The 18,731-nt window shown below is 44.9% G+C and carries 20 protein-coding genes and 1 pseudogene; 14 read left to right on the top strand and 7 right to left on the bottom strand.

The genetic code is table 11. The features are described from left to right. Positions 1-12 precede the first annotated feature (12 nt). From AC58UU_RS16330 to AC58UU_RS16320, 3 genes are all read left to right on the top strand, one after another. Positions 13-1,104, top strand: a complete 1,092-nt coding sequence (locus tag AC58UU_RS16330) for a YheC/YheD family endospore coat-associated protein (protein WP_497317252.1) — start codon at positions 13-15, stop codon at positions 1,102-1,104. A 175-nt stretch (positions 1,105-1,279) separates the two neighbouring features. Further along, a complete protein-coding gene (locus AC58UU_RS16325) occupies positions 1,280-2,362 on the top strand; it encodes a glycosyltransferase (protein WP_497317251.1) in 1,083 nt (360 codons plus the stop codon). Continuing rightward, positions 2,359-3,207, top strand: a complete 849-nt coding sequence (locus AC58UU_RS16320) for a glycosyltransferase family 2 protein (RefSeq protein ID WP_497317249.1) — start codon at positions 2,359-2,361, stop codon at positions 3,205-3,207. Before AC58UU_RS16325 ends, AC58UU_RS16320 begins: the two co-directional genes overlap by 4 nt. A gap of 154 nt (positions 3,208-3,361) precedes the next feature. Here AC58UU_RS16320 and AC58UU_RS16315 read toward each other — a convergent pair whose 3' ends face one another. Then, positions 3,362-3,802: a peptidase inhibitor family I36 protein gene (locus AC58UU_RS16315; protein ID WP_497317247.1), complete on the bottom strand. Its 441-nt coding sequence runs from the start codon at positions 3,800-3,802 to the stop codon at positions 3,362-3,364. A 100-nt stretch (positions 3,803-3,902) separates the two neighbouring features. Then, positions 3,903-4,856 (bottom strand): SDR family NAD(P)-dependent oxidoreductase, encoded by a 954-nt coding sequence (locus AC58UU_RS16310; protein ID WP_497317245.1) that lies wholly within the window; start codon positions 4,854-4,856, stop codon positions 3,903-3,905. 252 nt (positions 4,857-5,108) lie between these two features. Between AC58UU_RS16310 and AC58UU_RS16305 the strand changes: the two genes are divergently transcribed. From AC58UU_RS16305 to galU, 4 genes are all read left to right on the top strand, one after another. Then, complete coding sequence (locus AC58UU_RS16305; RefSeq protein WP_497317244.1) at positions 5,109-5,399, top strand: nucleoside-diphosphate sugar epimerase; 291 nt, start codon at positions 5,109-5,111, stop codon at positions 5,397-5,399. A 27-nt stretch (positions 5,400-5,426) separates the two neighbouring features. Beyond that, positions 5,427-5,777 (top strand): alpha-helical endospore appendage domain-containing protein, encoded by a 351-nt coding sequence (locus tag AC58UU_RS16300; RefSeq protein WP_497317242.1) that lies wholly within the window; start codon positions 5,427-5,429, stop codon positions 5,775-5,777. Next, positions 5,770-6,063, top strand: coding sequence for a hypothetical protein (locus tag AC58UU_RS16295; protein WP_497317240.1), 294 nt, complete (start codon positions 5,770-5,772; stop codon positions 6,061-6,063). The genes AC58UU_RS16300 and AC58UU_RS16295 overlap by 8 nt, the downstream gene beginning before the upstream one ends. A gap of 264 nt (positions 6,064-6,327) precedes the next feature. Further along, a complete protein-coding gene (gene galU / locus AC58UU_RS16290) occupies positions 6,328-7,200 on the top strand; it encodes a UTP--glucose-1-phosphate uridylyltransferase GalU (protein ID WP_497317238.1) in 873 nt (290 codons plus the stop codon). A 43-nt stretch (positions 7,201-7,243) separates the two neighbouring features. Here the strand turns inward: galU and AC58UU_RS16285 are convergent, their stop codons facing one another. Then, complete coding sequence (locus AC58UU_RS16285) at positions 7,244-8,233, bottom strand: ketoacyl-ACP synthase III (RefSeq protein WP_497317236.1); 990 nt, start codon at positions 8,231-8,233, stop codon at positions 7,244-7,246. 157 nt (positions 8,234-8,390) lie between these two features. On the opposite strand from AC58UU_RS16285, the gene AC58UU_RS16280 reads away from it, so the two are divergent. The 7 genes and pseudogenes from AC58UU_RS16280 to AC58UU_RS16250 all read left to right on the top strand — a co-directional run. Beyond that, positions 8,391-9,038, top strand: a complete 648-nt coding sequence (locus AC58UU_RS16280) for a GntR family transcriptional regulator (protein WP_497317234.1) — start codon at positions 8,391-8,393, stop codon at positions 9,036-9,038. Between the two features lie 96 nt (positions 9,039-9,134). Beyond that, complete coding sequence (locus AC58UU_RS16275) at positions 9,135-10,418, top strand: cytosine permease (RefSeq protein ID WP_497317232.1); 1,284 nt, start codon at positions 9,135-9,137, stop codon at positions 10,416-10,418. A gap of 111 nt (positions 10,419-10,529) precedes the next feature. Beyond that, positions 10,530-12,011 carry an amidase gene (locus AC58UU_RS16270; RefSeq protein ID WP_497317230.1) on the top strand — a complete coding sequence of 494 codons (1,482 nt, stop codon included), beginning with the start codon at positions 10,530-10,532 and terminating at the stop codon, positions 12,009-12,011. A gap of 8 nt (positions 12,012-12,019) precedes the next feature. Continuing rightward, on the top strand, positions 12,020-12,727 hold the full coding sequence (locus AC58UU_RS16265; protein ID WP_497317362.1) for a 5-oxoprolinase subunit PxpA: 708 nt from the start codon (positions 12,020-12,022) through the stop codon (positions 12,725-12,727). Positions 12,728-12,954: 227 nt separating this feature from the next. Further along, positions 12,955-13,221: a hypothetical protein gene (locus AC58UU_RS16260; RefSeq protein ID WP_497317370.1), complete on the top strand. Its 267-nt coding sequence runs from the start codon at positions 12,955-12,957 to the stop codon at positions 13,219-13,221. Continuing rightward, positions 13,137-13,466, top strand: coding sequence for a S41 family peptidase (locus AC58UU_RS16255; protein WP_497317228.1), 330 nt, complete (start codon positions 13,137-13,139; stop codon positions 13,464-13,466). Before AC58UU_RS16260 ends, AC58UU_RS16255 begins: the two co-directional genes overlap by 85 nt. A 383-nt stretch (positions 13,467-13,849) precedes the next feature. Then, positions 13,850-14,008 (top strand): annotated as a pseudogene (locus AC58UU_RS16250) (IS110 family RNA-guided transposase); the annotation flags it as partial. 435 nt (positions 14,009-14,443) lie between these two features. Here the strand turns inward: AC58UU_RS16250 and AC58UU_RS16245 are convergent. From AC58UU_RS16245 to AC58UU_RS16230, 4 genes are read right to left on the bottom strand one after another with little or no spacing between them, the layout of a single operon-like run. Beyond that, a complete protein-coding gene (locus tag AC58UU_RS16245; protein WP_497317226.1) occupies positions 14,444-15,925 on the bottom strand; it encodes a rhamnulokinase in 1,482 nt (493 codons plus the stop codon). Positions 15,926-15,950: 25 nt separating this feature from the next. Continuing rightward, on the bottom strand, positions 15,951-16,565 hold the full coding sequence (locus AC58UU_RS16240; protein WP_497317224.1) for a histidine phosphatase family protein: 615 nt from the start codon (positions 16,563-16,565) through the stop codon (positions 15,951-15,953). 27 nt (positions 16,566-16,592) lie between these two features. Then, the gene (locus tag AC58UU_RS16235; RefSeq protein ID WP_497317222.1) at positions 16,593-18,023 is read right to left on the bottom strand and encodes an FGGY-family carbohydrate kinase; all 1,431 of its coding nucleotides are present in this window, start codon (positions 18,021-18,023) and stop codon (positions 16,593-16,595) included. 3 nt (positions 18,024-18,026) lie between these two features. Next, complete coding sequence (locus AC58UU_RS16230) at positions 18,027-18,713, bottom strand: class II aldolase/adducin family protein (protein WP_497317220.1); 687 nt, start codon at positions 18,711-18,713, stop codon at positions 18,027-18,029. Positions 18,714-18,731 lie beyond the last annotated feature (18 nt).

Below are 18,731 nucleotides of genomic sequence, written 5' to 3'. Positions count from 1 at the left end.
GGAGGAAAGCGGATGATCGGAATATTGTATCCCCGCCCGATGCTAAGCCGTTTAATCAACGGAAAACGCAGCTTTGAAAAGCCCTCTTTTTATCTGGAGACAGCACGCAAAACAGGGGAAGAAATTGTTTTTTTTTCTCTGCCGGATATTGATTGGAAAAATGGGAAAGTTCGGTGTTGGGACGGGGTAAATCCGGTTCTTTCGAAAAGACAACTTCCCCCTGTGATAATAAATCGAACAAGGCTGAATCGTGTTTATTTCAGAAACGCGATTCAGCGTTTGAAACAGATGGGGTTGATTATTTTTAACGAACATAATGTTATCTCCAAGCTGGAGATTCATAACATTTTGTCTCGAAACCCTAAGATTCTTCCCTACCTTCCAGCAACAAATGCAGTGACTCATCATTCTGTGAAAGATCTTCTGGAACAAAATAGCAGCTTATTTCTCAAACCAAGGACAGCATCAGTCGGCAATGGAATCATACGCATTCGAAAAATAAATGATGATACTTTCGCCGAAACCAATGTACTTGGGCGAACTGAACGGAAAAAAGTGGACATCAATCAAATTGTCGAAAACATCAAGAAGAAGAAAAGAGATTACTTAGTGCAGCAGGGAATTTCCTTGATGACATATAAAGGAAAACTGGTTGATTTTCGCGTATCCATGCAAAAGGATGGGAAAGGCCGATGGCAGTACACCGGAATGGTCGGGAAAGTGGCTAAAAGAGGGTCCATTGTTACCAACCTTCACTGCGGAGGTAAATCGGTGAAAGCATCGAAACTATTTCAAAAATGGGAATGGAATGAAAGAGAAATCGAAAGAAAAATTGTTGAAATGGGATTACGTATTGCCAAAACTCTTGATAAAGAACTCCCCCATATTGCCGATTTAGGGTTAGATATTGCACTAGATGAGCAACAGCACCCTTGGTTTATCGAAGCTAATTTCCGTGATTTGCGGATTACTTTTCGGGATGCCGGTGAAAAGGAGAAGTGGCGGGCAACATTTGCAACACCTATTTATTATGCGTCCTATCTTAATAAGCAGCTTAGTGAAAAGAAAAGTGATACGTCAGAAGAGTTCGGCAGCTCCGAGTAAATTAAACCTTATTCCTAATGTTAAAAGGCGGCTCCCGTATTCGTTAGGAGTCTTCTTTTTTTTCATGTCCATTGATCACGTTATTTAAGAAAAGAACATCTTTGCCCACGCTTTTCATATGGCTTTCGCATAGTTTGAAAGTGGGTAAAAAAATCTAGAGTTGGGAGGAAATCACTTGAATAAAATTGCTTTTGTCCGCTTTCGTTACCTTCCATCATCAGAAACATTTATTTATGAAGAGTTAAAAAACATAAAGAGTGTCAAGCCGATTGTGTTTGCCCGAAAAAGATTCAATCTGAAACGGTTTCCTTATTCAAGAGTGAAAAAATTGCCTAGCAGTTCGAGGAAAATTGTCCGATTATTCAGGAGAAAGAGAATCAGACTTATTCACGCGCGTTTTGGAAAAGCAGGAGTCCGTCTGATGAAGGTGAAGAAAAGACTTCGCATTCCGATGATCACTTCGTTCCATGGATTTGACTTACCAGCCAGGAGAAACAGGAGAAAGTCTTATCATCGAAAGCTTTCAGTGCTTTTCAGAGTTGGCGATAATTTCACAGTTCCGTCCCGCCAAATGAAACATCAATTGGTCAGGTGGGGATGTCCCTCACATAAAATCAAAATTATGTACAGCGGAATTGATCTGAACAAATTTAAATATACGCGAAGAAAACCTAAAACAAAACATATAAGAATCATTGCTGTAGGGCGCTTGCATAAAAAGAAAGGATTCCAATATTTATTACGAGCTTTCAAAAAAGTACATGATCGATACCCATCAACTCGGTTAATGATCGTAGGACAGGGAAAAGAGCGTAGAGCATTAAAACATCTCATAGCAGCATTAAAAATTAAAAAATATGTCAAGCTGAAAGGGCTTGTGGCTCATAGGAAATTGGCAGGATTGTTGAACCGGGCGGATGTATTTTGTCTACCTAGCATAACCACCCGTGACGGTAACCATGAAGGGATTCCGAATTCGCTCAAGGAAGCGATGGCAACAGGACTGTCTGTTGTATCCACACGTCATGGGGGTATTCCCGAGTTAGTTGCCAATGGGAAAGAAGGACTGCTGGTACCTGAAAAAGACGTGGCGAGATTGGCGAAAAAAATTAAGTATTTGATAATAAATCCAGCATTGCGAGCGGAAATGGGTAGGAAAGGGCACCAAAAGGTAAGGCTCAGGTTTAATTCTGCAAAGCAGGTAACAAGGCTTGAGGGTATATATCGGCGATTAATGAAAAAGGGGCGTAGATCATGATTGTAACGAAACGAGTAAGCAAAGTCCGAGTCAAGCGTGCGAAGTCGGGTGCCAGATCTCCTTTGGTTACTGTAGTTATTCCAACTTATAATCGCGCTAAATATATAAGGAGAGGAATTGGAAGTGTATTACGGCAGACCTTCAAACGATGGAAGCTCTTAATTGTCGATGATGGATCCACGGATAAGACGAGAGCGGTAGTTAAACGCTATTTAAATAACCCTAAAATCCGTTATGTGGCACGTAGGAAGAACCGAGGCGTCTCCTCTACGTTGGCGTATGCGCTTAAGCTAGTGCGCACCAAATATTTTTCACAGCTGGACGCAGATGATTGGTATGCAAAGGATACGCTTGAAACTTGTTTGAAAAAAATGGAAAAATCGAGTAGAAGAGTAGCTGTTGTTTATGGAAATGACAATGTATGGAAGGCAAAGAGGAAAGGTAGAATTAAATATCGAAAAACCAAAAAGAAACGGCAAATTCGTGGTAAATATGATTTCATCACGTTTCATCCAATGGTCTACCCGCGTTTTTACAGGACGGAAGCATTGCGCAGGGTCGGAGGTTGGTCGACAAGAGTGCCGCAAAAAGGCCGTTTTGCAGAAGATCGGCAAATTTTACTTAAGTTGGCGGGACGCTACAGATTTAAATGGGTAAATAAGTCACTGTATAACCGTCTAAGTCATAACAAAAATAATTCGAGAATCGAGAACCGCAAAAAATATGCCAAAGTTACAAAATATTTGTACAAAAATGCATTAAAACGGTGGGGCGATCAATATAAACCAAAATTCGTATGGGTGGGAGGTCGGCTTAAAGTAGGCAGGTTAAAAAAGAAAATGTAAGCGGAGCATCAATTACATTTGCGTCCTTTGACGGACGCCTGTTGATTTCTGTAGGAGTCAATGCCGTTGAAAAAGAAAGACACACTGTAACAAGCCAAATATGGCTATATCCAGGTGTCCTTCTTTATTGCATCAAGAAAGCTCAATACATAGCTTACTTCTTCAATGCTGGCTTCTTCAAAGCCGGCGTCTTCCGTACGATTTTCTTGGCTCTAGTTATACCGTTAGGAAGAACCTCGCCAAATCTGTTAGGAGCTTCACCGTCATCTTGGATGTCATCGATGTCATCGCGGGATAACCGATCGCGAGATATGACGAAGGAGGAGACAGTGTCGTTGAAGTCGCTTAAAAAGCTGACACTGTTCGGTCCTCTAAATACGCGTCGTCTCCCTTGGTAATTAATATCTTCGAACAATACCAGGGTGCTCCGGCTATTGCCAGTAAATGTGAAACTGGACAAGACATCATTAAAGTTGAAAACCAACAAACTACGAACACCTAAATTTCCACGAAAACGTAAAACCCTACCACTGAAGTTTGCATCGCTCCATAAGGTTAAAACAGGACGATTTTGAGTTATTATTGCTTTTTCCATGAAAAACACCTCCCTTCATATGAACATGATATGAAAAAACGGATTCGATTGATTGTGTGTTTAACACATGATTGAGAAGAGAGGCGAATGAGGGGGCAAGCTATGAATAAGCCAGCCAGTTAACAAAATGTTTAATACCGGTCTTCAGATCGGTAGAAGGTGTGTAGCCTAGTAAGCGATGAGCCTTCTCACAGTTCGCCCATGTATAGGGGACATCGCCAATTTGCATAGGCTGCCACTCTATGATTGCCTTCATATTCATTTCGTTCTCTAACAAGGATACTAATGTTAACAAGTTAGTAGGTTGATCATTCCCTAAATTAATCACTTCATATCCTTGGTTTGGAAGCTCCATCGATTTACGAATGCCTGAAACAATGTCGCTAATAAACGTATAGTCTCTACTCGTTGTTCCATCGCCAAATAGTGGAATGGGTTCATTTTGGGCGATTTTATTAGCGAATGAATGAATAGCTAAGTCGGGTCTTTGTCTAGGTCCGTAAACCGTAAAAAATCGTAAAGATACGATAGGTAATCGATAACAATGGCTGTAGCTGCGGCATAGGGCTTCGCCTGCAGCTTTAGTAGCACCATAGGGAGAGGCGATTTGAAGTATTGCATCGTTTTCTGCAAAAGGAACCTTTTCATTTAAACCATAAACGGAACTTGAGGAGCCGAAAATAAACTTGGATACGCCATATTTAACAGAAGCATCAAGCAGATTTACCGTTCCCATTACATTCACATCGGCGTAAATTTGAGGGGATGCAAGGGATGGACGGACACCTGCTTTTGCTGCAAGATGCACTACCACTTCAGGCATCCATTCTTTGAAAAGCCGATCCATTGTATCGCTATCGCGGATGTCTGCCTCTACTAGTGTAAATGCAGAAGATTTTAAGTGTTGATTAATGTTTTTCTCTTTTATTGTTCGATTGTAATAGCTGTCAAAATTATCAACAACGAGGACTTGATGTCCGTCATCGAGAAGAGAATCGGTCAAATGGCTTCCTATAAAGCCGGCCCCTCCTGTTACAAGAACTTTCTTCCCCATTTCTTTCACCTCTCATGATTATTTTTGAGCAGATACCCAAGTGCTCCATTTTGCAAGAATCCTCCTTATTTTTCTTCTGTAATAGTTATATGAAATAGTCAGGAGGATGGTATGGGTCATTGAATGGGTACATGCAAATTTAGATGGTTGGCTTCATGGAAAAGAGTCATACACCCGGATTCATCAGTCACCATGTTCCGAGGTACGCATATACTGAAGTTGAATGTATGGAGGGATTTAGGAGGGAACGTCTTGGAAAAAGAGATCACAAAAAATATTGAATATATGTCCAAATCTAATCAGGAACTGGCACGGATTATGAAATCCCAGAAACATGTAGTCGGACACATGTCCGGGTTAGTTAATGACATTCCCAACGACGACACGGACTTTAGTAATTTATTGGAATGTATTGAAAATTCAATGCTTGTTTCGAAGAGCGTGTCTGCTTACTTGTACAGCTTGTCTAACCTGGAAGAAGCGATTACAGCCAATTTGGGATGCGTTCTGAAGGAATTGAGAGGTCCAACTGAGGATGAATAGAACGGGAGACAGGGGGAGGGGAGCAACTTGAGTAGGGAAAATGCTTTTCTGAGTATACTGAATGCCTCTACCTTGATTCAGCTGTATATTGCTGAAATACTGGAAGAGAAAGCAGACGAGTCCCAAAAGTCTAGCAATTGGATATGCAACCACTTTACTGAATCAAGCATAGAAAATGATGGAAATCGATTAAAGCAAATTTATGAAATTGATGAGCAAGTGCTTAAGGTTATAGATGGTATAACAAAAATGGAAACCGCACTTGGTCATAATATGAAAATACTACTTGGACAAACTGGCTCGAACTATGAAACAGGAGGAGCCGAGGGTTTAAATGATTTAATGGGATTTGGCGGCGGCGGTACGGGAAATGTATAACAGGCACGATCGAGAAGCGCTGGAACTCCATATGCTTACCTCATTAGCGAGAAGTCAACGAGCCCTGTGCAGAATTATCGAGTCTGTAGCAGATCAAGTGGTTGCTTCTCAGCAGATTACAGAGGAAATGGCGCAAAATTTACAACTGATCAGTTCTTATCAGCGCGTACTTGTACAGAAAATAACCAGACTCAAACCGCTTAAAAAAAAGAGCACAACGCCATCTCCACCATGGTTGGCTAGCGAGATTTCCTTGCAAACTTCGCAGCTTGAAATAGGTAGGTAAGCCTTTGATGGGAAAGGATTCGGCTTTGTTGCTTTCGAGCAGACGAGATAAATTATTATTAAACCAATATTGAACACTCAAAGAAACTGCATTTTGCATTTCGGTGAGTGTTTTTTTGTTAAGGTAAAGGTTGATTTTGGCTGTCGTGGTTATACGTACAGTTTTTAAATAACAAGTTGCATACTATATAGTAGGGCACTATGTTTGAAAGAGACTGGCACGCAAAGTTAATGGACAAGCGCCCAAAGAAAGGAGGTTGGACCTATGAAAATTCGTAAAGCAATTATCCCGGCAGCTGGTCTTGGCACGCGCTTTTTACCAGCTACCAAAGCGATGCCAAAGGAATTGCTTCCTATAATTGATAAGCCAACGATTCAATTTATTGTTGAGGAAGCTGTAGCTTCGGGTATTGAGGATATTATTATTGTTACGGGAAAAGGCAAACGAGCTCTCGAAGATCACTTTGACAGCGACTATGAACTGGAGTCTCATTTGCTGCAAAAGGGGAAGCTCAAAATGTTGGAAAAGGTGCAGGAGCCCGCACGCCTTATCGACATCCATTACATTCGTCAAAAAGAAGCGAAAGGTTTGGGGCATGCAATCTGGAGCGCAAGAAAATTTATTAACAATGAACCTTTTGCAGTTCTTTTGGGTGATACATTTGTGCAAGCGGAAACGCCATGCTTGAAGCAGATGATCGATTATTATGATCGATACAAAACGTCGATTATTGGTGTGCAAACGGTGAATCCAATTGATGTATCGAACTATGGGATTATCGATGCACAACAGCTGTTCGATCAATTTTATAGGATCACCGGACTTGTAGAAAAGCCGAAGCCCGCGGAGGCTCCAACGAATTTAGCCATGATCGGTCGATATATTTTGACACCCGTCATATTTGATATTTTGGAGCATCAGGAGCCGGGTGTCGGTCAAGAGATTCAACTTACTGATGCGCTTGCCAAACTCATTGAACAGGAAGCTATACACGCTTGTGAGATCAACGGGATCTGGCATGATGTAGGGAACCATCTGGGGTATGTCAAAGCCATACTTACTTTATCTATTCAAAGGGAAGATTTGAGACAACAAGTATTGGATTTTATGAAAACTATAGAAAGCAACCAAGGTTGAGAAACGCCGCTTATCGGGAGGCAGCCAATTTCTTTGAAATTGGCTAACCCCACTTCACAACGATTCCCGCATGCGTCAATCCGCCGCCAAAGCCAAAAAGCAGCAGCGTATCACCCGCTTTGACCTTACCCTCTTGTATGCCCAAATCCAGAGCGAGAGGAATGGAAGCTGCAGATGTATTGCCATAGTATTCAAGGCTGTACAGCGCTTTTTCGAATGGAATACCGCTCTTTTCACAGATGGATTCAATAATCCGAAGGTTAGCGCTATGAGGAATGAACCAATCGATTGCGGTATGAGGTAAACGACCTTTTGTGAGCAGCTTCTCGATTCCTTGCGGGACAGTCGTTACGGCGTATTTGTACACCTCGCGACCGTTTTGGACAAGCTTGCCTTCACCCGTTAATGGCGTTCCGTTCAATTCAGAGGCAAGTCCGGTTCGGTATACGTTCTTGCCGCCTGTACCGTCCGATCCAAGATGGTGAGCAAGAAAAGCAGGATTTTCTTCCTCTCTTTCAACCATCACGGCTCCGGCGCCATCACCGAAAAGAATGCAGGTGGAACGGTCCGTGTAGTCTGTAATTTTGGATAAAGAATCGCCACCGACGACGAGAACCTTGCGGTGTACCCCAGCAGCAACAAGGCCGCTTGCTGTATGCAGGGCATAAGCGAACCCAGAGCAGGTGGCATTGAGGTCGTAGGCACCAGTTTCAGGGATGCCGAAATGAGCTTGAATTTGGCAAGCGACAGGGGTGGAAGGCAGATCCGGTGTATGGGTAGCGACAATGATTAAATCAACATCGCTCAGTGATGTCGGATATCTAGTGAGCATATTTTGTACAGCTGCTATACATAAATGGCTTGTGAATTCATTTGTTGCTGCAATTCTACGTTCCCGAATTCCTGTGCGTTGAACGATCCATTCATCATTCGTGTCGACCATACCTTGGAGATCCGCGTTGCTTAATATACGATCGGGCACGTAGCTGCCGATTGCTGTGATTCGAGCTTGCAATGGGGGAGAAATTGACATCAATGATTCACTCCTTATTGGTATCTGATATTAGTACTAGGTACTAAATATAATTACACTTTATCCGATACGTAGGGCAAAGTCAATGAGCTGTTGATTCGCTTAATAAATTAGATTTCAAGTGTGATCACATATCACATATCGCGGAGGGGAAAGAATGAGTGACATAATTAAAGTGCTATCAGTGAATAACGAAGTGTATGACCGCTTGAGAGAGCGCATTACCCTTGGGGTGATCCCGCCTGGGAAGAAGATTTCGATCCGCACGCTAGCGGAGTTGTTTGGCGTAAGCACAATGCCGGTGCGAGAAGCGCTGCGCATGCTGCAGGCGGAAGGTTTCATTACATTCGAAAGGCGCAGTGTAACCGTCAATGAGCTGTCGGTGGAGGAAGTGAAGCAAATGTTCACCATTCGCCAGCACCTGGAAATGCTCGCCGCGGAGTGGTCCCTCGAACAGGTAACAAACGATGACATAGGGGTTTTGGAAGACATCTTGGAAACGATGGCGAATCCGAACATGGACGTGGCAGAATGGAGGAAGTTGAATAAGCTCTTTCACCTTCGATTTTACGAATGTTCAAAATCCTCCCATATGCTCGAGCTGATCAAGAATGTGTGGGATAAGGTGGAACCTTACATGACGATCTATTCGTCGTCGGTGGACGATTTTCAAGAAGCGCAAATTCAGCACCGCGAGATTTTGGATTTGATTCGGCAGAATAACCTCCCCCTACTTCTCGAGAAGATCGCCGACCACCTGATATATACTTGCGACGTGGTTTCAAAAGCTCTATCCAATAAATAGTAAACTCAGTAAAGAGGTGAATGCCATGGCGTGAGGTGTAGCGCGATTAAGGCTTGAAGAAGAACATGCGTAGAAAATTAACGGAGGTGTATTCAAATGAGTCAAGCTACAGTTGATAATGAGCTTTTTGAGAGCGAGTACGAGCATTCAGCCGTTCCAGAGGAGAAACGAAAGTCCTTGTTATCCGTTACCTCCGTGTGGGTCGGATTTCCAATGATTATTACCGGTGCTGTCACCGGCGCCACGCTCGTTCATGGGTTAGGCTTCATGCGCGGGATACTTGCAATGGTTCTTGGTAATGGGCTGTTATTTGCGTATGTCGGGCTTCTGAGCATCCTTGGGGCAAAGGACGGGTATAATTTCTCCCTTCAAGCTTCGAAGACATTTGGACGAAAAGGGTACATGGTCTCTTCCGCGCTCTTGTCTACGCTCGTCATAGGGTGGTTTGCGGTGCAGACGGGATTAACCGGCGTCAGCATTGGCAGCGCATTTGGCGTGAATCAAGTGCTCATCGTAGTGGTAGCAGGCGTTTTGTACTTGCTGTTGACACTGATAGGTATAAAGGCATTGTCCATTATTGGAATCATATCAGTACCTCTGTTTCTCATACTAGGATTGTACTCTGCAGTAGAGGCTGTCGGGAACGGCAATGCAGTTATGAGCTATGCCGGTAATCCTAATTCCCCGTTGGCGTTCTGGGTTGGCGTCACGCTCGTTTTCGCCTTGTTCGCCGACTCGGGTACGATGACGTCCGATTTTACCCGCTGGGCGAAAAATCGCAAGCACGCTTTAATCGCGACCTTTGCCGCATTCCCCGTTTCGAATTTGATCGCAATGATCGTCGGAGGCGTGATTGCCGCAGCGACGCTAAGCGGCTCGGGCGATGTATTCGGTGTTATCGTTGTGAAAGGCGGCGTTCTAACTTGGATTGCGGTGCTGTTTCTCTTCGTGAATCTCGGTTCGGTCTGCTCACACTGCTTGTATAACGGAGCCGTCGGTTGGTCGCACATTACCGGGACCAAGATGCGTACGATGACGATCGCACTCGGCATTATCGGGATTCTGGTTGCGGCGCTTGGCATTTGGGGTTTCTTCATTAACTGGCTGAATCTCCTAGGCGTGATCGTGCCGCCGATCGGTACGATTATCATTATGGACCAGTTGGTAACGCGCAAGTCGTCGACTGCCATCGACGCCAATATTCGGTACCAGCCTTTCCTTGCTTGGGGCATCGGTTCAGCTGCCGCTCTCTTCGCCAACTTTCAGTTTCCTAGCGTATCCACTGCGATTTGCGGGATGATTGTTTCCGCCATTACTTATTGGCTGATTTCCAAGAAATCGTCCGTCGTTGCTCCCAAAACGGTAGCTGCGAAACAGTAACGGAATCGGCAGCGAGAGGAGCGTCTGCCAACGCGTCTCTCCGACGAAGCAAAGGAGATTCATTGCTGCCATTGTAGCATATATGCACAGACAGAAAAAGGAGTTGATCATATGAGTACTTTTACGTATATGGAAGCTACCGTGGAGTCGTTTCACGAAGCCTTGAAGGCAAAGACCGTCACCGGGGCAGATATGGTAGGATGGTATCTAGATAGAATTGAGTCTTACAATAATCAAGGCCCTAGCATCCAAGCGATTGTGACTGTCAATCCCTCCGCGATGGAGGAGGCGAAGGCGCTGGATACTTATTTCGCCGAAACGGGCGAGTTCAAGGGCCCGTTGCATGGGGTGCCTGTGCTTGTGAAAGACCAAGCCGAGACAGCTGGCATCCGCACAACGTTCGGTTCCATAGCGTTCGCAGATTACGTGCCGGAACAAGACGCTTCGCTCATCAAGCGACTTCGCCAAGCCGGGGCGGTGATCCTTGCGAAGACGAGTATGTGTGACTTCGCGGCGGGTTGGTTCTCCTTCTCGTCCGTGACGGATCACACGAAAAACCCGTACGATCTGGACCGTGAATCCGGCGGTTCGAGCGCGGGCACGAGCGCCGGCATCGCCGCTAATTTTGGCTTGATCGGCGTCGGTGAAGATACGGGAGGCTCGATTCGGTTACCGTCTTCCTTCAATAACTTGTTCGGCCTTCGCGTCACGACCGGTTTGATCAGCCGGAACGGGTTTTCTCCGCTTGTGCATTACCAAGACACGGCCGGTCCGATTACGCGTACGGTTCAAGACGCAGCGAAGCTAATGGACGTCCTCGTCGGCTTTGACCGGAACGACGTTTTTACGGCTGCGACGGCTCATACCACGCATGCTGGGCGGTACGAGGCCACGCTCGAAGGCGCCAGCATGAAGGAGTACCGCATTGGCGTCCTCTCGAATGCATTTGGTCCAGACAGCGATCCGGACTGCGTTCCTGTGAACAACCGGATTCGATCGACTGTTGACTGGTTGAAGGAGCAAGGCGTCGAGGTCGTGGAAGGGCTCGAGATCCCTGATGTTGGTCAATGGATTACCGAAACGTCGCTGTACATTTTGCAGTCGAAGAAGGACATCAACGCCTTCTTGCAGAAGCGGCTGAACGCTCCGCTCAAGAGCTTCAAGGAAATCTACGACGCCAATGCGTTCCACCCGATGAACGACTTGTTCCACGACATCGAAGCCGGACCGGAGGACCCGGAGAGTAACGAAAAATATTACCGCATGCGGGTGCGCCAAGAGGAATTCCGGCGCGCGATCGTTCACCTGATGCTGGACAATGAAGTGGACTTCCTGCTCTATCCGACCGTTCAAGTGCTGCCACCGAAGCGCGAGGAGTTGTACGCTCAGAAGTGGACGTGTCTGACGTTCCCGACCAATACGGTCATTGCTTCGCAATCTGGCCTTCCGGCCATGTCGGTTCCCTCAGGCTTCGCCGGTCATCTCCCCGTAGGCTTTGAATTAGTCGGTAAGCCGTTCGCAGAAGCGGATCTCTTGCGGTTTGCTTACGATTACGAGCAGCATGCATCTCCAAGGAGAGAACCAGGGTTGTGAGGACTGCAATGGACCTAAATTGTGATATGGGGGAAAGCTTCGGCGTATACCGGTACGGGGCCGACCAAGAGATGATGCCGCTGATCACTTCTGCCAACATCGCCTGCGGCTTCCATGGTGGGGAGCCTGGCGTCATGCGCGAGACGGTGGCCCTGGCCAAAAAGTACGGTGTTCGAGTAGGCGCCCATATCGGGCTGCCCGATCGAGGAGGCTTCGGCCGTAGGTATATACAAATGTCGCCGAATGAAGTATACGATCTTTCGTTGTATCAGCTTGGTGCGCTCGACGCATTCCTTCGCGCGGAAGGAATGACCATGGCGCATGTGAAGCTTCACGGAGCCCTTTATATGATGACATCCGACGATCCGGCGCTCTCCGACGCCTTCACTGAAGCCGTCTACGCCTTTGACCCTTCGCTCAGCGTCTTTACCCTGCCAGGGTGCTATACTTCGACGAGCGCGGCACGCCTCGGCATTCGGGTCGTTCATGAATACTTCGCCGATCGACCGTACTCGGCCGGCAAGGTGAAGATGTTCGGGTGGACACTCCAAGAGATCGGTTCGACTGTGGACATCGCCTCTCGCGTGGCCGCGCTGCTAGAGGACCCGGACTACGCAGATATCGGGACGATCTGCGTACACAGTGACACCGCCGGCGCGCCATCTATCATGAAAGCGATCCGCGACCGGCTGTGGCCTCTTTTGGACGCTAAGTAAACAAACTCCCAAGTTCTCTTCGTTGGAGACTTGGGAGTTTTTATTGTATTAAATAGATGAATTTTTACTGAAGCATAGAAAATGCGAGTAAAAACCGCATCAGTTTCCGTGGGCGCTGAACGAAAGGGGATAATAGTTTAAATCGAAGGTGTTAAGGTAAAATATGGTATATGATATAAATATTCTTTTCGGAAAGGGTACCATCAGAGAGTTTAAAAACGCAGTTTATGCTTAATAACTATGGTTTTGCTAAAGTGCAGCGACTTCCTGGAAATATTGGGTATCTTGAGTTGCATACGTTCGTTCCGCCGGAATTTGCTGGTGAAACAGCTGTCAGCGCGATGAATTTTATAGCAAATACAACCAGCTTGATTATCGACCTTCGGAAAAAGTATGGTGGGTCATCCTTATGGTCGCTCTCCTTGCAAGTTATTTATTGGAGAGCACCCATGCAATTGCAATTAGTGAATACTACTGGAGATATTACGGAATAACACAATCTTTCTGGAATCTGCCGTATGTTTCTGGAAAGCGATTTGGTGGAAAGAAACCGGTATGTATCTTAACTAGCAAAAAGACGTTTTCAGGGGCTGAAGAGTTTGCTTATAGCCTTCAAGCACTTAAAAGAGTTTTGGTTGTAGGTGAAAATACAGGTGGTGGTGGTAACCCAGGTTGGATACATCGAATAAATAACCATTTCGAAGTGTTTATCCGAACGCACATGCCATTAATCCAATAACAAAGGACACTTGGGAAGGAAAAGGTGTTATTCCGGATATCGAAGTTACACAGGAAGAAGCATCCGACGTTGCCTATGAGACGCTTCTTAAACAAGGATTAGAGCAAATGATGGATAGTCCCGTTCCAGGGCAAGAAAAACTTATTAAGGAAATGAAGACAAGATTAGAACGCCGACAGAAGTCCCTTTGAAGGTTTTTTTAGTATCCGAGTCAAAGGGATAACGGGAAACAATATCAACATGACAAACAGGCTGCCGGCAGCGGTAGGTGAGGCATTACGCTGTTAGGGCTAAGAAATAGCCTTTGTCAAAAAGGAGCGCCTCGGTATGATGGGTTTGTCGACGGCTTTGTAACCCAATACCATCAAGGAGCCGCTCTCACTATGAAGTTTAAACAAACAGACGGACAAAATCAACGTATTGAACGAATTACCACTTCTCGCCTTGTTGTGGGTATAGACATAGCAAAGGAAACTCATGTAGCACAAGCGACAAATTTTCGCGGTATCGTACTTTCTAAGCGGCATCTCACATTTTCAAATACAATGAGAAGGCTTTGAAAATTAATGCGATGGTTAGATGAATACAACAGAAACACCGTTTAAGGGCTTTACTTAAACCGTTGGAACTGTTCCACTGTCAATCGTATATTCACTACCTGTATTTGAAGCAGTGCTATCGGATAGCAGAAAAGCAACGAGCTAAGCGACTTCATCTAGTAGTCCTGGACGACCGATTGGAATTCCTCCCAGGGAGCCCATCAGTTGGTTTAATGCACTTTTGCGGTAACCTGTCATCTTGGCATCCGGTTAATCAGCCTTTGTGCTGCCTCCGCTTCAATAAAGCCTGGCGCTACCGTTTTAATTCGGAAAATTATCCTAATTCTTCAATAAATAAGTGTTAAGAAGCCATTAGATGAACAATATATTGGGATGCGGAAAATTAAAAGCAATTTTATAGCAATTAGTAACTCGTGGCTAGGATCTTAGTTTAAGAATATTTGTTACCTTTAAGAAATTAGCGTATGCGTCTGTGCTAGATTCAATTGATTCAGGCTCATATGTTGATATATGAAATGAATCTTTGATTAATTTGCGCGCTTCTCGCAGACTGCCAATTTGATTCAGCCCCATATATTGCACAGCAATATTCCCGATGGCGCTAGCTTCTTTAGGACCTGCCCAAACGGGGCGAGCAATAGCATTGGCAGTAAATTGGCAAAGTAGTGCATTTTGAGTTCCCCCACCTACAATATGGAGGCCTGTGTACATGATACCGGTAAGTTCCTCCATCATATCTAAGGTCATCTTGTATTTAAAAGCTAGACTTTCCAATATACAACGAACAATCTCGCCTACGCTATACGGAACCGCTTGATTGGTCTTACGGCAGTATTCTTGAATCTGGAAGGGCATATTGCTTGGAAGAAGAAACATAGGGTCATCGGGATCGATGAAGGATTGAAATGGCTGCACATGGACCGCTGCGTCCACCATATCCGAAAAAGATATGTCCATGTTATTGTGTCCCCAAACCCGTCTGCACTCCTGTAATATCCAAAGCCCCATTATATTTTTGAGCAGACGAATAGTCCCGTTAATTCCGCCTTCATTGGTGAAATTATAATCCAGTACAGCTTTGTTTATCAAAGGTTCACTTATTTCCGTTCCCATCAGTGACCAGGTTCCACAGCTAATATAAGCAAACTCCTGTTGATCTGTTGGAACAGCCACAACAGCGGATGCTGTATCGTGTTCGCCTACAGCCATGACGGGAATAGAAGGAATGGCAAATTCGTTACAAACTGAAGGTAGTAAATGGCCTGCGAATGACGCCGGTTTAATAATAGGTGCAAACAGATGCGACGGGATTCCTAATTTCTCAAGCAGCGTGTAGTCCCATGATTGTAAACGTGCATTAAAAAGCTGGGTGGTTGTGGCATTCGTGTATTCCGTATGCTTCTCTCCTGTTAGAAAATATCGCAACAGATCGGGAATCATTAATAATTGATCCGCCTGTTCAAGTATAGGTGACTGATTTCTTTTCATTGCATAAAGGTGATAAAGGGTATTCACAGGCATAAACTGAATTCCTGTCAGGTTAAAGATTTCTTCACGACTGAGGAGACTAAACACTTCGTCCATCATGCCATGTGTTTGTTCATCGCGGTAATGAAAAGGATTTCCTAATAATTCACCATTACGAGCGATCAAACCAAAGTCAAGTGCCCAAGAATCAATAGCCATGCTCAGCAGCTCTTGTTTTAACTGATTGGATTTTAGAAGGCCTAGCTTTATATCTTGGAATAAACTTAAAATATTCCAATGCAGATGTTGTCCGATTTGAACGGGGGTGTTGGCAAACCTGTGAATTTCTTCAATGGACAATTGATTATCGAGTAACCGACCGACTATAGCTCTTCCGCTGCTTGCTCCTAAATCGAAAGCCAATACACTCATCGTATCACTACTTTCCCGTTATAAATCATGTATTCAAATGTGCTGTCTGATTGATATAAACCCATACAAGTTCATTCGGGCTCGCTTCCAACAAAGAGATAGCTGCATTATGCTGCACAAAACTCCGATATTTGCTGAAGGCAAGGCCTAATGAAGCGGCTAAGAAAAGCCGATTGGAGGTATTATGGCCAACGACCAATATCTTATCATGGGGACGGTTCACGTATTGTTCTTGAACAAAAGATAAATATCTGGAGGCTACCTCATAGCCTGTCTCTCCCGTATTACCAGCCCGAACTGAATGAGGGTCGGATAACCAAGCGTTCCATCCACCTGGAAATTCGGATTCAAGCTCATGTCTCGTTTTCCCTTCCCATTGGCCGAAATCAATTTCGCGTATACGCTCATCGATGATGGGTTCCAGGTTCAATGAGTGCCCTATAATTTCGGCAGTTTGCTGCGATCTTCGTAAGGGTGAACAATAGATGGCAGTTATACCTTCCTTAGCGAATGCGGCAGCAGCGAGCTTTGCTTGTTCTAGTCCTGTTTCGTTTAAGAATATATCTGTCATACCGCAGTATTTATTTCCTTGTTGGTTCCATTCTGTTTCCCCATGCCTTAATACATAAAAGCGAGTCATTATAGATTCACGACCTTTCGGAGTCCCTCAGCTTTCGAGCTTAGGGATATACCCTTTTTCCTGCAAGAGTGATTTGAAGCGATAATAGTTTTCGTTATAGGTTTCCTGCCAATTTCCAGGTTCGATATATTTATCGACCTGCGCCATATTCGAAACGGCTTCACCCAAGGTTTGATATTGCGTTTGGGATGCAGCGATCATTGCTGCACCGACGGCGCCCTCGACATGTTTCATTTTATAAATTGGTTTCTGTAAAATATTGCTGCGAATGTTTAACCATACATCGCTTAAGCTTCCGCCGCCAGCTGTATAAATACCATGCACCTTTTCGGAAGAGAGAGATTCAACACATTCATAGGATAAGCGCTCAATGTAAGCAACTCCCTCCAATCGAGCGGCGAAGCGTTGTTCGATTGTTAATCCTTCAGTATCAAAACCTCGAGCAACAGCACTTAGAAAAGGGAAACGTTCACCGGCTTGTGTCAACGGATAACTTAGCCAGGGGGTAGGAAGAAAGGATTCAGCTTGTTGATTTAACAGCTGCAGATCATAATCATTGTAATCACGCGTTATCCAATCCGCCCCCGTATTACTTGCTCCGCCAGGCATCCAATAACCTTGAGGATGTTTATGATTATAAATACGTCCAAGCGGATCATGAACGGGTTGGTAGGTTATACCCTTTATGACCAGAGTCGTACCGATCGTGGTGTTCCAATCCCCGGGCTTGGTGCAGCCTGAAGCGACTTGAGAGGCGCAGCCATCGGTCATCCCCAAGACAACTTTAATAGAGTTAGGAAGTCCAGTAAGAGTGCTGGTTTCTTTTGAAATCTGACCAATTACAGTTCCGGGAGGAACGACTCTAGGAAGCTGATAGGAAGGGATTTCTAAAGATGTGCTTATATATTCAGGCCACTCTTCACGCTCCAAGTTATACCCGCTCTTAAGAGCATTCGTATAGTCAGTGATCCCCCAAACTCCGCATAATTTTCCTATAATAAAGTCGGCCGCATGGCACCAAAGATGAAGATGCTCAGCCTGCTCTGGATAGTGATTTTTAAACCAGAGCATTTTGGGTAGACCATATGAAGGATTAATAGGAATTGCGGATATGGTTGAGCATATAGCGGATTCATTGATTGAACGCTTGTCACTGTACATCAACGCGGCATGCAGCGGTTCATAATTTCGGTTTACTGGAATGACGGTACCTGAAGTAGAAGTAACAGAAATAGCTTTAATAGACGATAAAGGAGCAACCTTCACAAAATGCTTTGTAAATTCCTTCAGAGCATCGATGAGGATAGACCACCACATCTCTGGATTCTGTTCGTCCCTGTTATCCGTCAATTGAAAGTTTTTTTTTTCTGAGCAGAGCACATGGCCTGCTTGATCCAATGCCATTACACGAAGACCTTGAGTTCCAATATCTATACCGATGAAGGAGGAGAGGGTCATCTTTTATTTCACCCCGTTTAAACTGTTGTCAAGCAGCTTTTGCCGGTACTTCTCAGCTTCCAGGTTAAGAATAGCATCTGCTTCCTCTCGAGTTAACGTTCGTGGCGTACCGATGGATTTGGCCATCCAGTAGACTTTAGCTGAATCCTCCATAAGCTCAGTGCGATAGTAAGCTTGCTTGAGATTGGCGCCAACCGTAATCAGTCCGTGGTTTTTTAGGAGTAAGCCAGGATAATCCGGGACTATAGCTTGTACAACGGCTTGCGCCAGTTCTTCTGAACATGGAATGACATATTCGATGCTTGGAACAGATCCGACCAGAGCAACATGATCCGGAAACATAAATGGAATTTCGTCATGTCCAGAACTAATGACTGCAATAGTGGCAGGAGGGTGTGTGTGGACAACGGCATAAACTTCCGAACGTTCACGGTAAATGTATAAATGCATCGCAATCTCAGAAGAAGCTTTAAGGGTAGGGTGCTGAGGTTCACCGGTTGGAATATGAACGGGAACCCATTGGTCGTCTGTAATTTCATCTAAAGCAAAGCCACTTGGGGAAATCCACATGATTTCGCCGTCTCTTACACTAATATTACCACCTGGACCTACAGCGAGGTTTTTGTCGACAATTTTGCTGCCGTACAGGTTTAATTCCTTTTTTAATTGAGCAGATACAGAAGAAGTCATAGAGGTACACTTCCTTAT

This window comes from Paenibacillus sp. JT22N1, from assembly GCF_059692155.1.
This window is presented reverse-complemented; position numbering and strand designations above follow the sequence as displayed.